The organism is Microbacterium sp. HJ5, from assembly GCF_054824025.1.
In genome coordinates, this window is the sequence record NZ_JSYE01000004.1 from 38,074 (window position 1) to 60,902 (window position 22,829).

Sequence of the window (22,829 nt, forward strand, 5' to 3'; positions counted from 1 at the left end):
GACACGCCGGGTCGCGGCATCCGCTCACCGGCGTGTCGGGGAAGAGTTCCGATTCTGTGCGACCCGCCGGGTCAGGAGGGGTAGGTCACCAGGCCCAGCTCGACGGGGGAGACCAGCTGCGGGTGCGACGGCACCACGCGCACGGTGTAGCCGAACGTGCCCGTCACGGCGAGCGGCAGGGTGCCGGTGAAGGTCGTCACGCCGTCCACCGCGGGACCCGCCGGCGAGAGGCGGTGCACCGAGTGGTCGCGCGCGAGGCGGTCGTCCTCGTCGGTGCGGCCGTACGCGAGCTCGACGGCGACGTCGTCGGGGGAGAGCCCGTCCAGGCGCACCGCCGCGCTCACCTCGAGGCTGTCGCCCGCCTGCGCCTGCGACGGGATGCCGGACGAGTCCACACCGGCGATCGACACGCGGGACCAGGCATCCTTCACCCGTGCGACGAACGTGGCCAGCGCGCGTGCCTCGGCGAAGTCGCCGGCGCGCAGCGCCACGTCGTGGGCGGCCGCGGGCACGTAGAGCCGCTGCACGTAGTCGCGCACCATGCGGTCGCTCGTGGCCTTCTTGCCGAGCTCTGTCATCGTGTGGCGCACCATCTGCAGCCAGCGCAGCGGGATACCGCCCTCGCGCTCGTAGAAGCGCGGCACGAGCTGGTGCTCGATGAGGTCGTAGAGAGCGGATGCCTCGGCGTCGTCGCGCTCCTCGTCGTTCGACGCGGTGTCGGCGGTGGGGATCGCCCAGCCGTTCTCGCCGTCGTACCACTCGTCCCACCAGCCGTCGAGGATGGACAGGTTCAGCACGCCGTTGAGCGCCGCCTTCATACCGGACGTGCCGCACGCCTCGAGGGGGCGCAGCGGGTTGTTGAGCCACACGTCGCATCCGGGGTAGAGGTCCTTGGCGAGCGTGATGTCGTAGTCGGGGAGGAACACGATCCGTCCGCGCACCTTGGGATCGCGGCTGAACCGCACCAGCTGCTGGATGAGGATCTTGCCCGAGTCGTCGGCCGGGTGCGACTTGCCGCCGATCACGATCTGAACCGGACGCTCGGGGTCGGTGAGGAGCTTCGTGAGGCGCTCGGGGTCGCGCAGCATGAGCGTGAGTCGCTTGTAGGTCGGCACGCGGCGCGCGAAGCCGATCGTCAGCACCTCCGGGTCGAGGAGGTCGTCGATCCACGCCGGCCGGTGGCCGTTGGAGAGGGATGCCGCGACCCGGCGCCGCGCCTCGGCGACGAGCTCGCCCTTCATGTGCTGGCGCACGCCCCACAGCTCGGCGTCGCTGACCGCCTCGCGGTCCGTCCAGTCGTGGGTGTCGGTGTGGGCATCGCCGAAGGCCTGCTCACTGACCGCCTTGAGCGCGGGATGCACCCACGTGGGGGCATGAACGCCGTTGGTGATCGAGGTGATCGGCACCTCGTCGGTGTCGACGCCGGGCCACAGCATCCCGAACATGCCGCGGCTGACCTCGCCGTGCAGCACCGAGACGCCGTTGGCGTGCTGCCCGAGGTGCAGGCCGAGCACAGCCATGTTGAAGACGCCCTGGTCGCCGCCCTCCCACGTCTCGAGACCGAGCGCGATCGCGCGGCCGGCGTCGAGGTTCTGGAAGAGGCCGCTTGCGAGGAAGTCGGCGATGAGGTCGCGCGGGAACCGATCGATGCCCGCCGGCACCGGCGTGTGCGTCGTGAAGACGGTCGACGCGCGCACCTGTGCGAGCGCGGCGTCGTAGTCGAGCCCGTCGTGGGTGATGAGCTCGGACATCCGCTCGAGGCCCTGGAACCCGGCGTGCCCCTCGTTCGTGTGATACACGTCGGGCGTCGGACGCCCGGTGATCGCGCACCACGCGCGCACCGCCCGCACGCCGCCGACGCCGAGCAGCAGCTCCTGCAGCAGGCGGTGCTCGCCGCCGCCGCCGTAGAGGCGGTCGGTCACCCGGCGCATCTCGTCGGAGTTCGACGGCGTCTCGGAGTCGAGCAGCAGCAGCGGGATGCGGCCGATGTCGGCCACCCACACGCGCGCGTGCAGCACGCGGTCGCCGGGCAGGTCGAGCGCGATCTCGACGGGGGAGCCGTCCGCATCGCGAAGAAGGGTGAGGCCGAGGCCGTACGGGTCGAGCAGCGGGTAGCTCTCGCGCTGCCAGCCGTCGTCGCCGATCGACTGGCGGAAGTACCCGGCACGGTAGAAGAGGCCCACGCCGGTGAGAGGCACGCCGAGGTCGGATGCGCTCTTGAGGTGGTCGCCGGCGAGGATGCCGAGGCCGCCGGAGTACTGCGGGAGCGACCCGTCGACGCCGAACTCGGGGGAGAAGTAGGCGATGTGCGCGGGCTTCTCTCCCTCGAGCTGCTGGAACCAGCGGTCGCCGTCGAGGTACGCCGTGAGGCGCTCGTCCTCTTCGCGGACCCGCTGGACGAAGCCCTCGTCGCGGGCGAGCTCGTCGAGACGGTCCTGACCGAGCGCCCCCAGCATCCGTGCCGGGTTCGCACCGATCTCCTCCCACAGCGCGGGGTCCATCGACGCGAAGAGTGCGTGGGTGGCGCGGCTCCACGACCAGCGCCAGTTCGACGCGAGACGGTCGAGCGGGGCGAGGCTTTCGGAGAGGACAGGTCGGACGGTGAACGTTCGGATGGCCTTCACGCGAGCGATTCTAGGGGGCGAAGATGAAAACGCTTGCACTCGGTGCGGCGAACATCGGTGGACGCGCTCGGGCGGCGAGGCGGCGCACGCCGGCCGCGTAGGCCTGCGCAACGCGCCCGTCAAGGGCGGGCACGCCGCCGGGCCCCGGGTCTAGGCTCGGCACATGGCTATCGCACGACTGCACGGAGGCCCGCTCGACGGTCAGCTCCTGCCCCTCGAGAACCCCGACCTCGACCGCCTCATCGTCCCCTACAGCGAGACCCAGGTGGTGTACGCGCGCAAGGGCGACCTCGAGCGCACGGGTGACTCCGACGGTCCGACCGAGGCCGAGTTCTGGTTCGTGGAGTCGCAGGACGACATCGATCCGTACAGCGACTCCGCGAGTGACCGGCGCTGACCCGCAGCCGGGCGACCGGCCCGGGCGGTCGGTGGAGATCGAGCTGAAGTTCGACGTCGACGACGGTGCCGCCGTGCCCGACTGGTCGGGTGTTCCCGGCGTCGCTTCGGTGACCGCGGGGGAGACCCGGAGCCTCGACGCCACCTACCTCGACACGGCCGACGCCTCGCTCGCACGCGCCGGCTTCGCGCTGCGGCGCCGCACCGGAGGACCCGACGCGGGCTGGCACATCAAGGGCCCGCGCGGCGCCGACGGCGGACGCGTCGAGCTGCACTGGCCGCTCGGCGAAGCCGGCGCGGTGCCCGATGGCGCCCTCGGCGAACTCGCGGCCGTCACCGCCGGTGCGCCTCTCGAGCCGCTGGCGCGCATCCGCAACGAGCGCATCGCCTACCTGCTCCTGTCGGCGTCGGGCGACATCGTGGCGGAGTTCGCCGACGACCATGTGCGCACGCGCGATGAGCGCACGGGCGCCGAACGCGAATGGCACGAGTGGGAGATCGAGCTCGGGCCGGCCGGACCCGTCGATCCCGACGCGCGCGCCGCGTTGTTCGCCGCGGTCGAACGGGCCGCCCTGGCCGCGGGCGCGCGGCACGCGGCATCCGATTCCAAACTCGCCCGCACCCTCGGTCACTGAGGGGTGGTGTGCTGGGCGCCGCGCGGTCCTAGGGTGTGCGCATGACCACCGACGCCACCCGCACCCGCACCTTCGACTGGGAGGATCCCGGCCCGCCGTTCGCGGCGTCGCAGGGGCTCGACGGACTGACCTACCTCCGCGCGCTCATCGCGGGCGAGCTCCCGCCGCCGCCCATCGCGCGGCTGATGGACTTCTGGATGGTGGCGGCCGAGCCGGGCGAGGCCGTCTTCGAATGCGAGCCGCGCGAATACCACTACAACGTTCTGGGCATGGTGCACGGCGGGCTCGCCTGCACGCTCCTCGACACCGTCGTCGGCTGCGCCGCCCACACGACGCTGCCGGCCGGGGTCGGCTACACGTCGATCGACCTGAGCGTCTCGTACCTGCGGCCGATCCTCTCGACGGCGGGTGTGCTCCGAGCGCGCGGGCGGGTCGTCAAGCCCGGGTCGCGCGTGATCTTCGCGGAGGGCGTGCTGGAGGATGCCTCGGGCAAGGCGCTCGCGACGGCCACGAGCTCGCTGCTCGTGCTGCGCCCGTGACTCCGGCTTCCCGCCCGGCCGCGCCCACGGGTCGCAGACGACCAATTCCCCTGCCGGCTGACGGTGATTCGCGACCCCTCGGCACCGCCGCGGCGGCGGGAGCGGCGAAGGCCCCGGTCTCCCGGGGCCTTCGGTGACGAGCGGATGGCGCGTCAGAGGTTGATCATGTGTCCGGCGAGGCCGTGGAAGGCCTCCTGCACGGCCTCCGACAGCGTCGGGTGCGTGTGGACGTTGCGCGCCGCCTCGAGCGCGGTGAGGTCCCACTTCTGCGCGAGCGTGAGCTCGGGGAGGAGCTCGGAGACGTCGGGGCCGATGAGGTGGCCGCCGAGCAGCTCGAGGTGCTCGCCGTCGGCGATGAGCTTGACGAAGCCGATCGGCTCGCCCAGGCCGTTCGCCTTGCCGTTGGCCGAGAACGGGAACTTCGCGACCTTCACGTCGTAGCCGGCGTCGCGCGCCTGCTGCTCGGTGAGGCCGAACGAGGCGACCTGCGGCGAGCAGAACGTCGCGCGCGGCATCATACGGTAGTCGCCCAGCGTCATGGTCTCGGCCTTGCCGATCGTCTCGGCGGCCACGACGCCCTGCGCCTCGGCCACGTGGGCGAGCTGCAGCTTGGCCGTGACGTCGCCGATCGCGTAGATGTGCGGCACGTTCGTGCGCATGTGGTCGTCGATGTCGATCGCACCGCGGTCGGTGAGCTTCACGCCGGTGTTCTCGAGACCGAAGCCCTCGACGTTCGCGGCGAAGCCGATCGACATCATGACCTTGTCGGCGTCGATCGACTGGGCCTCGCCACCCGCGGCGGGCGTGTAGGTGACGGTGACGCGGTCGCCGTGGTCGGTGACGGTCTCGACCTTGGTCGAGGTGAGGATGTCGACGCCGTACTTCTTGTACTGCTTCGCGATCTCCTTCGACACGTCGACGTCTTCATTGGGAAGCGCCCGGTCGAGGAACTCGATGATCGTGACCTTGACGCCGTAGTTCACCATCACGAAGGCGAACTCCATGCCGATCGCGCCGGCGCCCACGATGACGATCGACTGCGGCAGGTCGCGGGCGAGGATCTGCTCCTCGTACGTCACGACGTTGCCGCCGATCTGCACGCCCGGCAGCAGGCGCACCTTCGAGCCGGTCGAGATGATCGCGTTGTCGAAGGTCACCTCGTCGGTGGTGCCGTCGGCCTTGGTCACAGTGATGGCGTTCGGGCCGGTGAACGACCCGCGGCCCTCGTACTCGGTGACCTTGTTCTTCTTCATCAGGTAGTGGATGCCCTTGACGTGGGTGTCCGCCACCTTGCGGCTGCGATCCCACGCGACGCCGAAGTCGAAGTGCACGTCACCGGAGATGCCGAACAGGTCGGCCTTGTGGTGGAACTGGTGCGCGAGGTCGGCGTTCTTCAGCAGAGCCTTCGAGGGGATGCAGCCGACGTTGAGGCAGACACCGCCCCAGTACTTCTCTTCGATGATCGCGACGGAGAGGCCGAGCTGTGCGCTGCGGACGGCCGCGACGTACCCGCCGGGGCCCGCGCCGAGGATGACGACGTCGTAATGGGGCATGCCCCCAGCCTATCGCCCGGTGGGAGCGTCGGAGTCGGCGCCGGAGCCGCCCCCGAGTGCCCGCTCGCGGTTCTCTGCGAGGGCCTTCTCACGCCGCGAGCGCGAGGTCGCGAGGTAGACGATCGCTCCCACGACGGCGGCGAGGACGAGGCCGCCGATCACCCACGGCCACACGTCCGCGGAGGAGGAGTCCTCACCGGCGGGCGCGGTCGGGGAGGCGGTCGCCGTGGGCTCCAGCGTCGGCTCGGCCGTCTCGCTCGCGCTGGGGGCCGGGCTCGCCGTGTCGGTCGGGGCGGGCGCCGCGGCGGAGGTGAACGAGAGCTCGCCCGAGATCGGGTGGCCGTCGCTCGAGACGACCTTCCACAGGACCGTGATCTCACCGGATGCCTCGCCCGAGAGCGGCTGGGTCAGGACGTTGTCCTGCACGGACGGCTCGCCGTCGGTGAGCGACGTGCCCGCGGCATCCGTCACCGCCACCTCCGATGCGCCCGCGTCGGTGGCGATCGCGCCGCTGAACGTCAGGGTCAGCTCGGTGGGAAGCGCGTCGACGGTCGAGTCCGCCGCGGGGCTCGAGCCCAGAAGCTCGTCGTGCGCGCGGGCCGGTGACGCCGGGACGAGGAGCAGCGCGGCGACCGCGAGGACGGCGGCGACGAGGGCGGCGACGCGGGTGGACAGGGCCGTGTGAATTCCTTGTGACATCACCCGATCCAGCCTAGCCAAGCCTTCAAACGCGGCCCGCCCGCGAGTAGCCTGGCCGCAGGCGGGAGCACCTGCCCCCGCCGGCCGGTCTCGGAAGGACGGTGCGATGGACACCATGATGATGGACGCCATGTCGAAGGACATGATGTCGATGCCCGGCATGGGCACCATGGACATGTCGGTGATGCAGGCCTGTATGGACGCCTGCTCGGCCTGCGAGCAGGCGTGCACGGTGTGCTCCACGCAGATGATGTCGTGCGCCCCGGCGTGCATGAACTGCGCGGACATGTGCAACACGATGATGCGCTCGATGATGCGCATGCAGGGCATGGACCAGGCATCCATGATGGCGATGCTCGACGCGTGCATCGAGATGTGCCGCAAGTGCATGGACGACTGCATGGAGCACGCCGACCACAGCGAGGTCTGCAAGATGTGCGCTCAGGCGTGCAAGGCCTGCATGGACGCCTGCATGGCGGTCAAGGACATGATGATGAAGGCGGCCTGAGGGCCCGCTTCGACGGCGCGGCCCTGGTCAGGGCCGCGCGACGTTGAACCGCTCGCGGCCCACCGCGAGCACGTTGTAGCGCCCGTGCAGCGCGACCGGCGTTCCCCGCTTGAGGATCCCCGCGGCTCCGGCGCCGTTCCACAGCGCGACGGGCGCGTCGTCGTCGAGGCCGCGCACGATGATCACACCGGAGCGCGGGTCGGCGTCCTCGACGATCGCGTCCGCCCAGTCCGACGGCGTCGCCGAGGCGAGCCGGGACTGGATCAGGTGCAGCGCATGACCCGGGGCGTAGATGGAGCACGCGTCGCCGTGGTGGCACATGCACGTCGCACGCTCACGCACCTCGAGGGGCGGGAAGTGACGGTGCTGGCTCGACACGGCGGGACTCCTTCTCGTAGTTTCGGTCTCCACCCACGTTAGGGCGGCCGGCGCGCGGCGCCACGGCGGCCGACACGGGGCGAAACAAAGCCCGTCCGCGCGTCGCGCCGATTCCGGACCTTTCGCCGGGCGGGTGATCGGATAGGCTTGCACGCAGAGGAGGACCACCGTGGAGGAACACCGCCGACCCGACGAGGGCGACATCCGCCGGGCTTCCGGCGCTGGCTCGGAATCGGGTGAGTCCGACCGCGGCACCGACACGACGCAGACCTTCGGGCACGACTCCGATCTGTCGTTCGTGCCGTTCGGGAGCGAACTGGCCGACGCCGAGCTCGAAGCCATCGACGCGCTTCCCACCGGAGCCGCGCTGCTCCTGGTGCGCTCGGGTCCGACCGCGGGTGCCCGCTACCTCCTCGACACCGACGTGACGACGGTCGGCCGGCATCCCGAAGCCGACATCTTCTTCGACGACGTGACGGTCTCGCGCCGTCACGCCGAGATCACCCGCACGGGCACGTCCTTCGAGCTCGTCGACCAGCGGTCGCTCAACGGCACCTACGTCAACGGCGAGCGGGTCGACCGCGCGGTGCTGCGCAACGGCGCCGAGGTGCGCATCGGCAAGTTCCGTCTCAACTTCTTCGTCTCGCCCGCCGACCTGGCACAGGCCGCGGACGGGTGATGCCGGCCGCTTCCGCCCGCGAACGATCGTCGTCCGCGGGTCTTCTGAGCATCGGGCAGGTGCTTGCCCGGCTCTCGCCCGAGTTCCCCTCGCTCACCTCGAGCAAGCTCCGCTTCCTCGAGGTCCAGGGCATCGTGACGCCGCTGCGCACCGAGTCCGGGTACCGCAAGTTCTCGCCCGCCGACCTCGAGCGGCTCCGGCTCGCGCTCACCCTGCAGCGCGACCACTACCTGCCGCTCGTGGTCATCCGCGAGTACCTCGAGGACGTCGACGCGGGACGCGAGCCCGTCACCCCGACCGCCGTCCCGCCGCCGTCGATCGTGCCCGCGCCGCGCCGCTACCGCCGTGACGAGCTGCTGGCCGCGGCCGGCGCCGCACCGCAGCTTCTCAACGACGCGATCAGCACCGGGGTGATGGCGGGGTCCGACGCGTACACCGACCAGTCCGTCGCGCTGCTGCGCGCGCTCGTCGCGCTGGACCGCCACGGCATCGAGCCGCGCCACGTGCGTGCCCTCCGTCAGAACGCCGAACGCGACGTGGCGCTGGTCGAGCAGGCGCTCGCGCCGCTGCTGCGGCGGACGGATGCCTCGTCCCGAGGGCGCGCCGGAGAACTGGCCCCCGAGCTGGCCAAGCGGCTCGACGACGTGCGGTCGATCTTCGTGCGCTCGGCCCTCGAGCGCCTGCTGTCCTGACCGTCCGCCGCGGCCCGATCGCGCGACACGCCGGAGCGTACGAGCCGATGTCGTTGCCGGAGGGGTGCGGCTCATCTAGCGTGGAAGTATCCGATTCCGGAGGGGGGGCGAGCATGACTGCTCGAGAAGCGGCCGACAACGAGCCGTTCGTGGCTGAGCTCCTCTTCACGGACGGTCTTCCGGCGATGGACGACGAGGTCGGCTACCGCGGCGCCGTCGCCGCCCGCGCCGCCGGCATCACCTACCGCCAGCTCGACTACTGGGCCCGCACCGAGCTCGTCGAGCCGACCGTGCGCGGCGCGAGCGGCTCCGGCTCACAGCGCCTCTACGGCTTCCGCGACATCCTCGTGCTCAAGCTCGTCAAGCGCCTCCTCGACACCGGCATCTCGCTGCAGCAGATCCGCACGGCCGTCGACCAGCTCCGCGCCGCGGGCATCCGCGACCTCGCCGGCACGACGCTCATGAGCGACGGGGCCTCCGTCTACCTGTGCACCTCGAACGACGAGGTCATCGACCTCGTGAGCCGCGGCCAGGGCGTGTTCGGCATCGCGGTCGGCAAGGTCCTGCGCGAGGTCGAGACCGAGCTCGTCGCGTTCGAGGCGCAGGCGCCCGACGCACTGGACGAACTCGCCGTGCGGCGCGCAGCGCGCTCCGCCTGACCTACCCCCGCGCCGAGCTGTTCGCGGGTCGCGCTGCGAGCGCGCCTCGCCGCGCGGCGCCGCACGTGTTCTCGGAGGATCGTCCGTTCACCGGAGGATCCGCGCAGAATCCTCCGAGATTCGTGCGATCCTCCGGTGAACGACGGGTCAGTGAGCGGCGACCGCCTCGGGAACGCGCGCGCCGACGACCGCGAACGCGCGCTCGAGGTCGGCGATGAGGTCGGCCGGATCCTCCAGGCCGATCGACAGGCGCACCAGCGCGTCCGACGGCTTCGCCTCGGACTGGACCGGCCGATGCGTCAGCGCCGCGGGGTGCTGGATGAGCGAGTCCACGCTTCCGAGCGACACCGCGTGGGTGAACAGCTCCACCGCGGCGGTGAGATCGCTCGCGGCGTCGAATCCGCCGGCGAGCTCGATCGCGATCATCGCTCCGGGGCCCGACTGCTGCCTGCCCACGAGGCCGAGCGGGTCGCTGTCGGCGAACCCGGGGAAGTGGACGCGCGCGACCTCGGGCCGCGTGGTCAGCCACTGGGCCACGGTGCGGGCGCCCTCCTGCTGCACGCGCACGCGCACCGGGAGCGTGGCGAGCCCGCGGTGGAGCAGGTAGGCGGCGAGCGGATGCATGATCGCCCCGGTGATGGCGCGGGTGCGACGCAGCGCTGCCGCCGTCCTGGCGTCGCACGCGACCCCGCCGCCGACCACATCGCCGTGGCCGCCGAGGTACTTCGTCGCGCTGTGCAGCGAGAGGGTTGCGCCGAGATCGAGCGGATGCTGCAGCACCGGCGTCGCGAAGGTGTTGTCCACCAGCACCGGCACGTCGCCCGCGGCCTCGACGACCGCGCGGATGTCGACGAGCTCGAGCGTGGGGTTGGCGGGGGACTCGAGGATGACGAGAGCGGTGTCGGGCCGGAGAGCGGCGGACACGGCATCCGGCGCGCAGTATGTCGCCTCGACACCGAGCAGCCCTGACGCGAGAAGGTGGTCGGTCCCGCCGTACAGCGGTCGCACCGCGACGACGTGGCGCTTGCCCTGCTCGTGCGAGAGGGCCAGGAGCACCGCGGTCACTGCGGCCATCCCGGACGAGAAGGCGACGGCCTCCTCGGCGTGCTCGAGGGCCGCGAGGGCCTCCTCGAACCGGGCCACCGTCGGATTCCACAGCCGCGCGTAGACGTGCGAGCCGCCGTCGAACGGATGCCCGCCGGTCGCGAGCACCTCGTAGGAGAGGCCGCCGACGTCGATCCCCGGGAGCGGGTTGGTCGACGAGAGGTCGAGGGGGAGAGCGTGCACTCCGAGCTCAGCGAGGTCGTCGCGGCCGGCGTGCACAGCAAGGCTGTCAGGGTGCAGCGTCTTCGGTGCCATGCACAGATGGTCGGTGATTTCGCAGACATTGGCAAATCACCTTGCGCGGATGTTGCTGAATCGGGATGCTGGTCTGAGGAATCTGCAATCCGGAGGGTGCACGTGGCCGTATCGCCGAAGAATCCGCAACCGGTGTCGCTCGACGCGACCGACCGCGCCATCCTCGGCGCTCTGGTCGACGACGGTCGCATGACCAACGCGGCGCTGGCGGCACGCGTCGGCCTCGCCGAGTCGACGTGCGCGTACCGCGTCCGCGCCCTTCGAGAGAGCGGCGTGATCTCGAGCATCAACGCCCGCCTTGATCTCGCGGCGATCGGCCGACCGATCCAGGCGGTCGTCATGGTGCACCTCGCGAGCCACAGCCGCGTCCACATCGACGAGCTGTTCGACCGGCTCGTCGAGATCCCGGGTGCGCTGTCGGTCGTGCACGTGGCGGGTGACAACGACTTCCACCTGCACGTCGCGGTGGCGAGCCCTGAAGCGCTTCGGGACCTCATCCTCGAGCACATCACGAGTCACCCGGCAGTCACGAAGACCGAGACGCAGCTCGTGTTCGAGGTGCGTCGGGGCGCGGGCGCGATCAGCCCGCTCTGAACCCGACTACGCGCGCGCCTCGCCCGGCACCGGGATGCGGCCGGTGCGCATGACGCGGTCGAGCAGGGAGTCGAAATCGGCCGCGAGCTCCTGGGCTGAGTCGCCCGGCCAGATGTGCAGGGGCTTGGCCGCACCCTGCGCCTGCTGCAGCGACGTGCGCTCGGGCAGCTGGGGGCTGAGCACGAGCGGACCGAACATGTCGCGCAGCTCCTTGATGCGGAACTGGTGCTCGATCGACTGCGGACGCACGCGGTTCACGACGATGCCGAGCGGCTGAAGGCGGGGGGAGAGACCGCGGCGGATCTCCTCGATCGCGCGCAGCGCGCGGTCGGCGGCCGCCACCGAGAACAGACCGGGCTCGGTGATGACGATCACGCGGTCGCTCGCAGCCCACGCGGTGCGCGTGAGCGCGTTGAGCGACGGCGCGCAGTCGATGAGCACGAGGTCGTAGTCGGCCTCGATCGTGGCGAGGGCCTCCTCGAGCTTCCACACGTCGCGCACGCTGGGGTGCGGTCCGTCGAAGTTGATCGCGGAAGGGCTGCCGATCATCACGTCGATCGTGCCGGGGTGGACCTTCGCCCACCCGCTGGAGGTGATGGCCTGACGGACCGTCTTCTCCTTGGGATTCGCGAGGACATCGGCGACATTCAGGCGGCCGGCCACCTGGATGTCCATGCCCGTCGAGACGTCGGACTGCGGGTCGAGGTCGACGACGAGCGTGCGGACACCGCGGGCGAAAGCCGCCGACGCGAGTCCGAGAGTCACGGTCGTCTTGCCGACGCCACCCTTGAGCGAGCTGACGGAAAGGACGTGCACAAGGCACCACGTTACCTTCCCCTAGGCTGAGTTCACACTCAGGCCCGCCCGCACCGCCGCCTCCGGAGGTCGAATGTTCCGCAAGATCCTCGTCGCGAACCGTGGCGAAATCGCCATCCGAGCCTTCCGCGCCGCCTACGAACTGGGGGCCCGCACCGTCGCGGTGTTCCCGTTCGAAGATCGCGGCTCCCTCCACCGGCAGAAGGCCGATGAGTCGTACGAGATCGGCGAGAAGGGGCATCCGGTCCGCGCCTATCTCGACATCGACGAGATCATCCGCGTCGCCAAGGAGTCCGGCGCTGACGCCATCTACCCGGGCTACGGCTTCCTCTCCGAGAACCCCGAGCTCGCCGAGAAGGCCGCCGCCAACGGCATCGTCTTCATCGGGCCGCCGTCGAACGTGCTCGAGATGGCCGGCAACAAGGTCACCGCCAAGCAGCACGCCGTCGCCGCGGGGGTTCCGGTGCTCCGCTCGACGGATGCCTCGGACGACGTCGATGCACTCGTCGGCCAGGCCGACGCGATCGGCTTCCCGATCTTCGTCAAGGCCGTCGCGGGCGGCGGCGGCCGCGGCATGCGCCGCGTCGAGCGCCGCGAAGAGCTCGCACCGGCGCTCGCCGAGGCCATGCGCGAGGCGGGGAGCGCCTTCGGCGACGCCCGCGTCTTCCTCGAGCAAGCGGTGCAGCGCCCGCGCCACGTCGAAGTCCAGATCCTGGCTGACAAGGCGGGCGAGACCGTCCACCTCTTCGAGCGCGACTGCTCGGTGCAGCGACGTCACCAGAAGGTGATCGAGATCGCCCCCGCGCCCAACCTCGACCCGGCGGTGCGCGACGCCCTGCACGGATACGCGGTCGCCTTCGCGCGCTCGATCGGCTACGAGAACGCCGGCACGGTGGAGTTCCTCCTCGAGACGGCCGGTCCCCGCACCGGCGAGGTCGTCTTCATCGAGATGAACCCGCGGATCCAGGTCGAGCACACCGTCACCGAGGAGGTGACCGACGTCGACCTCGTGCAGTCGCAGATGCGGATCGCGTCGGGCCAGACGCTGGCCGAGCTGGGCCTCCGCCAGGAGCAGATCCACCTGCGCGGCGCCGCGCTGCAGTGCCGCATCACCACCGAAGACCCGTCACAGGGCTTCCGCCCCGACACCGGCCGCATCACCACCTACCGCTCGCCCGGCGGCGCCGGCATCCGCCTCGACGGCGGCACGACCGCGGCCGGGTCGCAGATCAGCCCGCACTTCGACTCGATGCTCGCGAAGCTCACATGCCGCGGCCGCGACTTCCCCGCCGCCGTCACGCGCGCGCGGCGCGCGCTGGCCGAGTTCCGGATCCGCGGCGTCGCCACCAACATCCCCTTCCTTCGCGCCGTGCTCGACGACGAGGCGTTCGTCGCCGGCGACGTGAGCACATCGTTCATCGACGAGCGCCCCCAGCTGCTCACGAGCAACCCGTCGCGGGACCGAGCGACCAAGCTCCTCAACTGGCTGGCGGACGTGACCGTCAACCGTCCGTACGGCGAGAAGCCGCTGTCGGTGTCGCCGGGCAGCAAGCTCCCCGACATCGACCTCGCGAGCCCGCCTCCGGCCGGCACCCTCCAGCGCCTGCGCGAGCTCGGCCCGGAGGGCTTCGCGCGCGCGCTCCGCGAGCAGACAGCCCTCGCCGTCACCGAGACCACGTTCCGCGACGCGCACCAGTCGCTGCTCGCCACACGGGTGCGCACGCGCGACCTCGTGCGCGTGGGCCCGCACGTCTCGCGCATGACCCCGCAGCTGCTCTCGGTCGAGGCGTGGGGCGGGGCGACGTACGACGTCGCGCTGCGCTTCCTCGCCGAAGACCCGTGGGAGCGTCTGGCGGCCCTTCGCGAGGCGATGCCGAACATCCCGATCCAGATGCTCCTGCGCGGACGCAACACCGTCGGCTACACGCCGCGCCCCGTCGAGGTGACCGACGCCTTCGTGTCGGAGGCCGCCGCCACGGGCGTCGACGTGTTCCGCATCTTCGATGCGCTCAACGACGTCTCGCAGATGCGCCCGGCGATCGACGCGGTGCGGGCGACCGGCACCGCGCTGGCCGAGGTCGCGCTCTGCTACACGTCCGACCTCCTCGACCCGGCCGAGCGCCTCTACACGCTCGACTACTACCTGGGCCTCGCCGAGCAGATCGTCGACGCCGGCGCGCACATCCTCGCCATCAAGGACATGGCGGGCCTGCTGCGCCCCGCCGCGGCTGCGAAGCTCGTGACGGCGCTGCGCGAGCGCTTCGACCTGCCGGTGCACCTGCACACGCACGACACGGCGGGTGGGCAGCTCGCGACCCTGCTGGCCGCCAGTGCGGCGGGAGTGGATGCCGTCGACGCGGCCGCCGCGCCGATGTCGGGCACCACGAGCCAGCCGTCCCTGTCCGCCCTCGTGGCCGCGCTCGCACACACCGAGCGCGACACCGGTCTCGACCTGCAGGCCGTGAGCGACCTCGAGCCGTACTGGGAGGCCGTGCGCCACCTCTACCGGCCGTTCGAGTCCGGTCTTCCGTCTCCCACCGGCCGCGTGTACCACCACGAGATCCCCGGCGGGCAGCTGTCCAATCTGCGTCAGCAGGCCATCGCCCTGGGGCTCGCCGACGACTTCGAGCTCATCGAGGACATGTACGCCGCGGCCGATCGCCTGCTCGGGCGCATCCCGAAGGTCACGCCGTCGTCGAAGGTCGTCGGCGACCTCGCGCTCGCGCTCGTGGCGGTGCGCGCAGACCCCGCCGACTTCGAGCAGAACCCGCAGAACTACGACATCCCCGACTCCGTGGTGGGGTTCATGGCCGGAGAGCTCGGCGATCTGCCGGGCGGCTGGCCCGAGCCGTTCCGCACCAAGGTGCTCGCCGGGCGCACGGTGTCGATCGAGGTGCCGCCGCTCACCGACGACGAGCGCGCCGGCCTCGCCGGCGACGGCGTCGAGCGCCGGCGCACGCTCAACCGGCTGCTGTTCCCGGCGCCGGCGCGCGAGTTCGAGAAGAACCGCGAGACGTACGGCGACCTCACGGCCCTCGGCACCCCGGACTACCTCTACGGGCTCAAGCCCGGCGAGGAGCACATCGCCGAGATCGATCCCGGCGTGCAGCTCTACGTGGGGCTCGAGGCGATCGGCGAGGCCGACGCCAAGGGCATCCGCACGGTCATGACGACCCTCAACGGGCAGCTGCGACCGGTCTTCGTGCGCGACCGCAGCATCCGGGTCGAGGAGAAGCAGGCCGAACGCGCCGACACGACCAAGCCCGGCCAGGTCGCAGCGCCGTTCTCGGGTGCCGTCACGCTCAAGGTGTCCGTCGGGGAGGCCGTGACGGCCGGTCAGCCGGTCGCGTCGATCGAGGCGATGAAGATGGAGGCGGCCATCACGTCGCCCGTCGACGGCGTCGTCGAGCGGCTCGCGATCACCGGCACGCAGCAGGTCGACGCAGGAGACCTTTTGGTCGTCGTCCGTCCCGCCCAGTAACCTGGAGGGTGGCACCCGCCCGAATTCCCTCTCTCTGTGTTGGAGAACGCCGCAGTGACGCCTGACCGCCCCGACCACACGCCCGACGAATCCGAGAACGGCGTGCTGTCCGACACGGGCAGCATCGAGACCACGGGTTTCGGCATCCTGGGTGGCTCGACCGCGCAGGTGAACGTCGAGATGCCGTCCGAGTCCGACGACGACCTCGGCGATGACGACGTCATCGGCGACGAGGTGCCGTTCGTGGTCGAGATCCCGGCCGAGACCGCCGAGGCCGAGATCGTGGAGCCCGCGGCCGACGCCGAGGACTGGACCGTCGAGGACACCCTCGGCGGAGGGATCGAGGACTGGGAGGCGATCGAGGACATCGCCGACGCCGACGTGGTGCTCGACGAGGCTCCTGCGGCCGGTGCCGACGCGTTCGATGTGCCGGAGGTCGCGGCATCCGTCGCCGTGGAATCGGCGTTCGACGACCTCGTGGCCGGCGAAGCTCCCGCTGCACATGCTCCGGCTCCCGCTCCCGTGCCCGCTGCCGCTGTGGCGCCCCGCCCGGTGGCGCAGGCCGCGCCCGACCGCGCCCAGGCGGTCGAGCGCTCCTACCCCCGTGCCGACGTGAACCTGACCTCGAAGCGCCTCGGCGAGTTCGAGGCCGATCGCGAGACGGCAGACCTCCTCACCGCCGACCGCCTGCTCGACCCGCACCAGGTGGTGCGCTCCGAGCCCGAAGGCTACTGGCAGCACCTCGTCTACTCGATCTCCGGCCGCCGCATCAACCTGGGCGACGGCAAGCGCGCACGCGCGCGCAAGGAGCTCGATCGCCGCATCGCGGCGCCGCTCGTCGGCGGTGCCCGCTTCGTGCCGGTGCTCTCGCGCAAGGGCGGGGTCGGCAAGACGACCGTCACCACCCTGCTCGGCATGGCGCTGGCCGATGCGCGCGACGACCGCGTGATCGCCGTCGACGCCAACCCCGACCGCGGCACCCTCGCCGAGCGCATCGCGCGCACGAGCGGCAAAACGGTGCGCGACCTGGTCCGCATCCGCGGTGACGTGGTCGGCTTCAACGACCTGTCGAACATCGTCGCGCGCGACGAGACCCGCCTCGACGTCGTGGCCTCCGACTCCGACCCGCGCGTGTCCGAGGCGTTCAGCGACGGCGACTACCGCGACGTGGCCGGCCTCGCCGCGCACTACTACTCGATCGTGCTCACCGACACCGGCACGGGCATCGTCCACTCCGTCATGGGCGCGACGCTCGAGCTGGCCGATCAGCTCGTGATCGTCGCCGGCCTCAGCGTCGACGAGGCGCGCCTCGCGTCCGAGACCCTCACGTGGCTCGAGACGAACGGCTACGCCGACAAGGTCCGGGGCGCCGTCGTGGTGCTCAACAACTCGCGCCCGGGCAACCCGCTCGTGCAGCTCGAGGAGCTCGAGTCGCACTTCCGCACGCGCGTGCGCGCCGTCATGCGCATGCCGTATGACGCGCACATCGCCGCCGGCAGCGCGATCGTCTTCCGCGACCTGCAGCCCGCGACGCGTCTCGCGGCGCGCGACCTCGCAGCGACCGTGGTCGAGGGCCTGCGCACCGTGCCGTCGGCGTCCGCCGCGTAGGTCCTCGTGGCAGTCCGTCCCATCCGGGTCTTCGGCGACCCCGTCCTGAAGTCCGCGAGCGCGCCGATCGAGCAGATCGACGACGGCGTGCGCGCTCTCGTGCGTGACCTGCTCGACACCGTGGAGCTCCCCGGCCGGGCCGGCGTCGCCGCGCCGCAGATCGGCGTGGGTCTGCGTGCCTTCAGCTACAACGTCGACGGCGAGATCGGCTACGTCCTGAACCCCGTCGTCGTAGAGGTGTCGGGTGAGCCGGAGGCCATCGGCGAAGGGTGCCTCTCGGTGCCCGGGCTCTGGCACGACGCGGTCCGCTACCCCTGGGCGAAAGTCGTGGGAATCGATCTCGACGGCAACGAGCTTGTCCTCGAGGGCGAGGGCCTCATGGCGCAGGCCCTCCAGCACGAGACCGATCACCTCGACGGGATGCTGTACCTCGAGCGGCTGTCGCCGGAAGAGCGTCGCGTCGCGATGCGCGAGATCCGCGAATCCGACTGGTTCTGAGGCGCCGCGTCTTTCCTCCGCACGACAGAGCCCGGTCCTCCGAAGAGGACCGGGCTCTGTCGTGCGATGCGCTCGTCAGCTGAGCGAGACGTTGCTCGTGCTCACGGGGACGCTGTAGAGCTCGTCGATCTCGGACGCGAAGTCGTCCATGATGACGTTGCGCTTGATGCTCATCTTCGGCGTCAGGTGCCCGCTCGCCTCGGTCCATTCGCTGTCGAGGATGGTGAACTTGCGGATCGACTCGGCGCGGGAGACGTGCTTGTTGGCCTCGTCGATCGCCTTCTGCACCTCGGCGCGGACCGCGGGGTTCTTCGCGGCGTCCGCGAGCGACATGTCGCCGGCGAGGTCGTTGTTCGCCAGCCAGGTCGGCAGCATCTCCGGGTCGAGGGTGATGAGCGCCGAGATGAACGGCTTCTGATCGCCGACGACCACGACCTGCCCGACGATCGGGTTCGCGCGAATCGGGTCTTCGAGCGCGGCCGGGGCGACGTTCTTGCCGCCGGCCGTCACGATGATCTCCTTCTTGCGACCGGTGATCTTGAGGAAGCCCTCCTCGTCGAACGAGCCGATGTCGCCGGTCTTGAACCAGTCGCCGTCGAAGGTCGCCGCCGTGGCCTCGGGGTTGCGCCAGTACTCCTTGAACACGTTGATGCCGCGGACCTGGATCTCGTCGTCCTCGCCCAGACGGATGCCGACGCCGGGGAGGACGGGCCCCACCGTGCCGATCTTGGACTTGGTCGCGAGGTTGACCGTGGCCGGCGCCGTCGTCTCGGTCAGGCCGTAGCCCTCGAGGATCGTCACGCCGAGGCTGTGGAAGAAGTGACCGAGGCGCGGCCCGAGGGGAGCCGACCCCGAGACGGCGTACTCGACGTTGCCGCCCATCGCGGTGCGCAGCTTGCTGTAGACGAGCCGGTCGAAGAGCGAGAACTTCAGCCTCGTCATCAGCGGCACCTTCCTGCCGTCCTGCAGCAGGGTCGAGTGCTCGATGGCCGTGTGCGCGGCGGCGCGGAAGATCTTGCCCTTGCCGCCGGCCTCGGCCTTCTGCTCGGCCGAGTTGTAGACCTTCTCGAACACGCGCGGCACGGCCAGCAGGTAGGTGGGCTTGAACGATCCGAGTGCGGGGAGGAGCTGCTTCGTGTCGGGCTGGTGTCCGGTCTTCACGCCCGCGTGGATGTTCAGCACCGAGATGAAGCGCGCGAAGATGTGCGCCGTGGTGATGAACAGCAGGGTGGAGGCGCCGGGCTTGGCGACGACCTCGGCCAGCGCCTTCGCGGAGTTGCGCGTGAGCTCGACGAAGTTGCTGTGGGTGAGCACGCAGCCCTTGGGGCGGCCGGTCGAGCCCGACGTGTAGATCAGGGTCGCGATGTCGGCGCCGTTGGCGAGGTTGCGCCGGCGCTCGATCTCTTCGTCGGTGACGTCCTTGCCGCCGGCGACGAGCTTGTCGAGGTCGCCGCGGGCCATCTCCCACGTCGAGCGGACGAGCGGGAGGTCGGCGCGCACCTCGTCGAGGCGGGCCGAGTGGTCGGCCGACTCGGTGATGCATGCGACCGCGCCGGAGTCGGTGAGGATCCAGCCGACCTGCGAGGGCGAGCTCGTCTCGTACACCGGGACCATGACGGCACCGGCGAAGAAGAGGGCGAAATCGACCAGGGTCCAGTCGTAGGTGGTGCGGGCGATGAAGCCGACCTTGTCGCCCGGCTCGATGCCGGCGGCGACGAAGCCCTTCGCCAGGGCGATGACCTGCTTCTGGAAATCGGTCGCGGTGATGTCGCGCCAGCCGTCACCCTCGGGCACCGCGAACAGCGCGAGGTTCGGCGTCGCCTTCACCCGCTCGACCAGCAGGTCGGTGATGTTCGCCTGGGGATCGGCGGGGACGATCGCGGGGACTTCGAATTGGACCACGGCAGCTCCTTCGGTACCGGACAAGAATCTCGGGTCGATCTCACACGAGTCTAATCCGCACGGGGCGCCGACCATCAGGCATGTGGATGCCGGGTCGTGGATAGACTTTCAGGCGCCGTCGCGCGCGCGCCGGCCGGAGGGGGAGTGCGGTGCTCAAGGTCGGTATCGACATCGGCGGGACCAAGATCGCAGGAGGGGTCGTCGATGCCGACGGGCGCATCGTCGACAAGGTCCGTGTCGACACTCCCGTCGACACCCGCGCACTGGCCGACGCCGTGATCGACATGGCGCGTCACTTCAGCGCCGGCCACGAGGTCGCCGCCGTGGGCGTGGCGGCCGCCGGCTTCATCGACCGCGACCGCGCCACCGTTATCCACGCCCCGAACATCGCGTGGCGCAACGAGCCGCTCAAGGCGACGCTCGAGGCCGGCATCGACGTGCCCGTGACGATCGAGAACGACGCGAACGCGGCGGGCTGGGCCGAGTTCCGCTTCGGCGCCGGCCGCGACGTCGACAACATGGTGATGCTGACGATGGGCACGGGTGTCGGGGGCGCGATCGTCCTCGACGGCGAGCTCTTCCGCGGCGGCCACGGCATCGCCGCCGAACTCGGTCACATCCGCTTCACGCGCGACGGCCTGCCGTGCGGCTGCGGGCAGAACGGGTGCATCGAGCAATACGCCTCCGGGCGCGCGCTGCAGCGCGAGGCCAACGCGATCGCCGACGGCGGCGGTATCGGCGAGGCCCTCGCCGAGCTCCGCGCGGAGAAGGGCTCGATCAGCGGCCCGGCCGTCTCGCGCCTGGTGCTCGCGGGCGACCCCGGTGCGACCGAGGCGCTGCGCCGCGTCGCGACGGCGCTCGGCGAGGCGTGCGGCGGGTTCCAGGCGGTGCTCGACCCCGAGCTCTTCGTCATCGGCGGCGGCGTCGCGCAGCTCGGCGAGGATCTGCTCGCGCCCGTGCGGCTCGCCTATGAGACGTCGCTCCCCGGCTACGGAGACCGACCGGTCGCCGACTTCGCCATCGCCCAGCTCGTCAACGACGCGGGCCTCATCGGCGCAGCCGACCTGGCCGGCCGGGAGGCGTAGCGGTGTTCTACTGGCTGATGAAATACGTGGTGGTCGGACCGATCGTCAAGGCGATCTTCCGCCCCTGGATCGTCGGCCGGCGCAACATCCCCGTCGAGGGCGGCGCGATCCTCGCGAGCAACCACCTGTCCTTCGTCGACTCCGTCATCCTGCCCCTCATGATCGACCGCCGGGTCGCCTTCCTCGCCAAGAGCGACTACTTCACCGGCAAGGGACTCAAGGGCTGGGCCACCCGCATGTTCTTCAAGGGCACCGGCCAGCTGCCGATCGACCGCTCCGGCGGAAAAGCCTCGGAGGCATCCCTCAACACCGGCCTGCAGGTGCTCGGCGGCGGCGAGCTGCTCGGGATCTACCCCGAGGGCACCCGCAGCCCCGACGGCAAGCTGTACCGCGGCCGCACGGGCATCGCACGCATGGCCCTCGAGGCGCACGTGCCCGTGGTGCCCGTCGTCATGGTCGACACCGACACCATGATGCCGATCGGCCAGCGGCTCCCGAACGTCGTGCGCGTCGGCGTCGTGATCGGCGAGCCCCTGGATTTCTCCCGCTTCTCCGGTATGGAGGGCGACCGCTACATCCTGCGCTCGATCACCGACGAGATCATGGTCGCGCTGCAGCGGCTGGGAGAGCAGGAGTACGAGGACGTCTACGCGTCGACCGTCAAGGACCGCCTCAAGACCAAGCGGTGAGCGTCCGTCACACGGCCGGGGCGCGTCCCGCCCGCGACTAGACTCGAGGGATGCTCCAGCAGCTCGACAGTCTCGACCACTGGCGGAATCTGCCCATCAAGCAGCAGCCCGCGTGGCCCGACGCGGACGCGGTGGCCGCGGCATCCGCTGAACTGGCCACCCTGCCGCCCCTCGTCTTCGCCGGCGAGGTCGACAACCTGCGCGAAAAGCTGGGCCGGGCCGCCTCGGGCAACGCGTTCCTGCTGCAGGGCGGCGACTGCGCCGAGACCTTCGCGGGCGCCACGGCCGAGCAGATCCGCAATCGCATCAAGACGGTGCTGCAGATGGCCGTCGTGCTGACGTACGGCGCCTCGATGCCGATCGTCAAGATGGGGCGCATGGCGGGGCAGTTCGCCAAGCCGCGCTCGAGCGACAGCGAGACGCGGGGCGACGTGACCCTGCCGGCGTACCGCGGCGACATCGTCAACGGCTACGACTTCACCGAGGGCTCGCGGCAGGCCGATCCGCAGCGGCTGCTCAAGGGCTACCACACCGCGGCGTCGACCATCAATCTCATCCGCGCGTTCACCCAGGGCGGCTTCGCCGACCTGCGCGAGGTCCACTCCTGGAACAAGGGCTTCGCGCAGAACCCGGCCAACCAGCAGTACGAGCGCCTGGCGACCGAGATCGACCGTGCGATCAAGTTCATGGAGGCCGCGGGCGCCGACTTCGACGAGCTGAAGCGCGTCGAGTTCTACACGGGTCACGAGGGTCTGCTGATGGATTACGAGCGGCCCCTCACGCGCATCGACTCGCGGACCAATTTGCCCTACAACACGTCGGCCCACTTCCTCTGGATCGGCGAGCGCACGCGCGACCTCGACGGTGCGCACGTCGACTACTTCTCGAAGATCCGCAACCCCATCGGCGTGAAGCTCGGTCCGACGACCTCGCCCGACACCGCCCTCGCGCTCATCGACAAGCTCGACCCGAACCGCGAGCCCGGCCGCCTCACCTTCATCACGCGCATGGGCGCCGGCAAGATCCGCGATGCGCTGCCCCCGCTGCTCGAGGCGGTGCGCGACTCCGGAGCCACGCCGCTGTGGGTCACCGATCCCATGCACGGTAACGGCATCACCACCCCGACCGGCTACAAGACGCGACGCTTCGACGACGTCGTCGACGAGGTGCGCGGCTTCTTCGAGGCGCACCGTGCGGTCGGCACGTTCCCGGGCGGCATCCACGTCGAGCTCACCGGCGACGACGTCACCGAGTGCCTGGGGGGCTCCGAGCAGATCGACGAGGCCACTCTCGCGACCCGCTACGAGTCGCTGTGCGACCCGCGCCTGAACCACATGCAGAGCCTCGAGCTCGCGTTCCTCGTCGCCGAAGAGCTCGAGAAGCGCTGATCCGAAGCGAGCGGATGCCTCGGCCGAGGCATCCACTCGATTCTGCG

The 22,829-nt window shown here is 70.7% G+C and carries 21 protein-coding genes; 14 read left to right on the forward strand and 7 right to left on the reverse strand.

Features of this window, described 5'->3' with window-relative positions; genetic code table 11:
* Positions 1 to 71 precede the first annotated feature (71 nt).
* Entirely contained in the window at positions 72 to 2,624 is a 2,553-nt protein-coding gene (gene glgP / locus OB08_RS01360; RefSeq protein WP_461471339.1) for an alpha-glucan family phosphorylase, read from the reverse strand.
* A 163-nt stretch (positions 2,625 to 2,787) separates the two neighbouring features.
* Here glgP and OB08_RS01365 point away from each other — a divergent pair, with 163 nt between their 5' ends.
* The 3 genes from OB08_RS01365 to OB08_RS01375 are packed head-to-tail and all read left to right on the forward strand — an operon-like array spanning position 2,788 to position 4,194.
* On the forward strand, positions 2,788 to 3,021 hold the full coding sequence (locus OB08_RS01365; protein ID WP_461471341.1) for a response regulator: 234 nt from the start codon (positions 2,788 to 2,790) through the stop codon (positions 3,019 to 3,021).
* Complete coding sequence (locus tag OB08_RS01370; RefSeq protein WP_461471343.1) at positions 3,008 to 3,655, forward strand: CYTH domain-containing protein; 648 nt, start codon at positions 3,008 to 3,010, stop codon at positions 3,653 to 3,655. The genes OB08_RS01365 and OB08_RS01370 overlap by 14 nt, the downstream gene beginning before the upstream one ends.
* 41 nt (positions 3,656 to 3,696) lie before the next feature.
* Positions 3,697 to 4,194 (forward strand): PaaI family thioesterase, encoded by a 498-nt coding sequence (locus OB08_RS01375; protein WP_461471345.1) that lies wholly within the window; start codon positions 3,697 to 3,699, stop codon positions 4,192 to 4,194.
* 152 nt (positions 4,195 to 4,346) lie between these two features.
* Here the strand turns inward: OB08_RS01375 and lpdA are convergent, their stop codons facing one another.
* The gene (lpdA, locus tag OB08_RS01380) at positions 4,347 to 5,747 is read right to left on the reverse strand and encodes a dihydrolipoyl dehydrogenase (RefSeq protein ID WP_461471347.1); all 1,401 of its coding nucleotides are present in this window, start codon (positions 5,745 to 5,747) and stop codon (positions 4,347 to 4,349) included.
* 9 nt (positions 5,748 to 5,756) lie between these two features.
* Positions 5,757 to 6,446: a copper resistance CopC family protein gene (locus OB08_RS01385; protein WP_461471349.1), complete on the reverse strand. Its 690-nt coding sequence runs from the start codon at positions 6,444 to 6,446 to the stop codon at positions 5,757 to 5,759.
* Between the two features lie 106 nt (positions 6,447 to 6,552).
* On the opposite strand from OB08_RS01385, the gene OB08_RS01390 reads away from it, so the two are divergent.
* Positions 6,553 to 6,954, forward strand: a complete 402-nt coding sequence (locus tag OB08_RS01390) for a hypothetical protein (protein WP_461471351.1) — start codon at positions 6,553 to 6,555, stop codon at positions 6,952 to 6,954.
* A 27-nt stretch (positions 6,955 to 6,981) separates the two neighbouring features.
* Here the strand turns inward: OB08_RS01390 and OB08_RS01395 are convergent, their stop codons facing one another.
* The gene (locus tag OB08_RS01395; RefSeq protein ID WP_461471353.1) at positions 6,982 to 7,332 is read right to left on the reverse strand and encodes a hypothetical protein; all 351 of its coding nucleotides are present in this window, start codon (positions 7,330 to 7,332) and stop codon (positions 6,982 to 6,984) included.
* A gap of 169 nt (positions 7,333 to 7,501) precedes the next feature.
* On the opposite strand from OB08_RS01395, the gene OB08_RS01400 reads away from it, so the two are divergent.
* The 3 genes from OB08_RS01400 (at position 7,502) to OB08_RS01410 (ending at position 9,362) form a co-directional block, all read left to right on the forward strand.
* Entirely contained in the window at positions 7,502 to 8,011 is a 510-nt protein-coding gene (locus OB08_RS01400) for an FHA domain-containing protein (RefSeq protein WP_461471355.1), read from the forward strand.
* Complete coding sequence (gene ftsR / locus OB08_RS01405; protein WP_461471357.1) at positions 8,011 to 8,703, forward strand: transcriptional regulator FtsR; 693 nt, start codon at positions 8,011 to 8,013, stop codon at positions 8,701 to 8,703. The genes OB08_RS01400 and ftsR overlap by 1 nt, the downstream gene beginning before the upstream one ends.
* A gap of 113 nt (positions 8,704 to 8,816) precedes the next feature.
* Positions 8,817 to 9,362 carry a MerR family transcriptional regulator gene (locus tag OB08_RS01410; protein ID WP_241110866.1) on the forward strand — a complete coding sequence of 182 codons (546 nt, stop codon included), beginning with the start codon at positions 8,817 to 8,819 and terminating at the stop codon, positions 9,360 to 9,362.
* 147 nt (positions 9,363 to 9,509) lie between these two features.
* Here OB08_RS01410 and OB08_RS01415 read toward each other — a convergent pair whose 3' ends face one another.
* Positions 9,510 to 10,721: a trans-sulfuration enzyme family protein gene (locus OB08_RS01415; RefSeq protein WP_461471359.1), complete on the reverse strand. Its 1,212-nt coding sequence runs from the start codon at positions 10,719 to 10,721 to the stop codon at positions 9,510 to 9,512.
* A gap of 102 nt (positions 10,722 to 10,823) precedes the next feature.
* Between OB08_RS01415 and OB08_RS01420 the strand changes: the two genes are divergently transcribed.
* On the forward strand, positions 10,824 to 11,315 hold the full coding sequence (locus tag OB08_RS01420) for an Lrp/AsnC family transcriptional regulator (RefSeq protein ID WP_461471361.1): 492 nt from the start codon (positions 10,824 to 10,826) through the stop codon (positions 11,313 to 11,315).
* A 6-nt stretch (positions 11,316 to 11,321) separates the two neighbouring features.
* Here the strand turns inward: OB08_RS01420 and OB08_RS01425 are convergent, their stop codons facing one another.
* Entirely contained in the window at positions 11,322 to 12,131 is an 810-nt protein-coding gene (locus tag OB08_RS01425) for a ParA family protein (protein ID WP_056119365.1), read from the reverse strand.
* 73 nt (positions 12,132 to 12,204) lie between these two features.
* Here OB08_RS01425 and OB08_RS01430 point away from each other — a divergent pair, with 73 nt between their 5' ends.
* From OB08_RS01430 to def, 3 genes are read left to right on the forward strand one after another with little or no spacing between them, the layout of a single operon-like run.
* A complete protein-coding gene (locus OB08_RS01430) occupies positions 12,205 to 15,612 on the forward strand; it encodes a pyruvate carboxylase (protein ID WP_461471364.1) in 3,408 nt (1,135 codons plus the stop codon).
* Between the two features lie 54 nt (positions 15,613 to 15,666).
* Complete coding sequence (locus OB08_RS01435; protein WP_461471366.1) at positions 15,667 to 17,220, forward strand: MinD/ParA family ATP-binding protein; 1,554 nt, start codon at positions 15,667 to 15,669, stop codon at positions 17,218 to 17,220.
* Between the two features lie 6 nt (positions 17,221 to 17,226).
* On the forward strand, positions 17,227 to 17,718 hold the full coding sequence (def, locus tag OB08_RS01440; protein WP_461471368.1) for a peptide deformylase: 492 nt from the start codon (positions 17,227 to 17,229) through the stop codon (positions 17,716 to 17,718).
* A gap of 75 nt (positions 17,719 to 17,793) precedes the next feature.
* On the opposite strand, the gene OB08_RS01445 is transcribed toward def, so the two are convergent.
* On the reverse strand, positions 17,794 to 19,620 hold the full coding sequence (locus OB08_RS01445) for an AMP-dependent synthetase/ligase (RefSeq protein WP_461471370.1): 1,827 nt from the start codon (positions 19,618 to 19,620) through the stop codon (positions 17,794 to 17,796).
* Positions 19,621 to 19,769: 149 nt separating this feature from the next.
* On the opposite strand from OB08_RS01445, the gene OB08_RS01450 reads away from it, so the two are divergent.
* The 3 genes from OB08_RS01450 to OB08_RS01460 are packed head-to-tail and all read left to right on the forward strand — an operon-like array spanning position 19,770 to position 22,782.
* The gene (locus OB08_RS01450; protein ID WP_461471372.1) at positions 19,770 to 20,705 is read left to right on the forward strand and encodes an ROK family glucokinase; all 936 of its coding nucleotides are present in this window, start codon (positions 19,770 to 19,772) and stop codon (positions 20,703 to 20,705) included.
* Between the two features lie 2 nt (positions 20,706 to 20,707).
* The gene (locus OB08_RS01455) at positions 20,708 to 21,394 is read left to right on the forward strand and encodes a lysophospholipid acyltransferase family protein (RefSeq protein ID WP_461471374.1); all 687 of its coding nucleotides are present in this window, start codon (positions 20,708 to 20,710) and stop codon (positions 21,392 to 21,394) included.
* Between the two features lie 50 nt (positions 21,395 to 21,444).
* Positions 21,445 to 22,782 carry a class II 3-deoxy-7-phosphoheptulonate synthase gene (locus OB08_RS01460; RefSeq protein WP_461471376.1) on the forward strand — a complete coding sequence of 446 codons (1,338 nt, stop codon included), beginning with the start codon at positions 21,445 to 21,447 and terminating at the stop codon, positions 22,780 to 22,782.
* Positions 22,783 to 22,829: the final 47 nt, after the last annotated feature.